The sequence below is a fragment of the Collinsella sp. HCP3S3_D1 genome, from assembly GCF_052064015.1.
In the GTDB taxonomy this organism is placed as follows: domain Bacteria; phylum Actinomycetota; class Coriobacteriia; order Coriobacteriales; family Coriobacteriaceae; genus Collinsella.
Genome location: NZ_JBQHWK010000050.1, coordinates 1 through 533 on the forward strand (window position 1 = coordinate 1; position 533 = coordinate 533).

Below are 533 nucleotides of genomic sequence, written 5' to 3' on the forward strand. Positions count from 1 at the left end.
GGACTCTGACCAGGGCGAAGGTCGAGGCCGTGAGCGCCCTGCGCGAAGAGGGGTACGGGCTGGGGTGCCTGCTGGAGTGCGCCGGCCTGGCGAGGTCGAGCTACTACTACGCGCTGTCGCACCCGAAGGCTCCCACCAGGCCCGAGCTCTGGGAGGCCGCCGCCGAGATATTCTCGCGCACGGCCAACGGGTGCGGCCACAGGCAGATCGCCATGTGCCTGCGCGCCGAGCAGGGCGTGCGCATAGCCTACAAGACCGTGCTGAAGATGATGCGCGAGATGGGCATCAGCTGCGGGATCCGCCGCGAGACCGACTACCACAGGTACAACTCGTACAGGGGCAAGGTCGGAAAGACCTTCGAGAACGTCATCGGGCGCGACTTCGCCGCCGACGGGCCGTGGGAAAAGATGGGCACCGACGTCACCGAGTTCAAACAGCCCTGGGGCAAGGCCTACTTCGCGCCGGTCTACGACTTCGGCAGCAAGGAGATCGTCGCCTGGTCCACGTCGCTGCACCCCAACATGGCTCAGCAG

Annotated in this window: 1 protein-coding gene; it reads left to right on the top strand. The window is 66.6% G+C overall.

Going from position 1 to position 533, the window contains the following annotated elements; genetic code table 11:
* The coding region (locus tag ACTNDJ_RS08970; RefSeq protein WP_441083577.1) for an IS3 family transposase at positions 1 to 533 on the top strand (533 nt) is incomplete at both ends.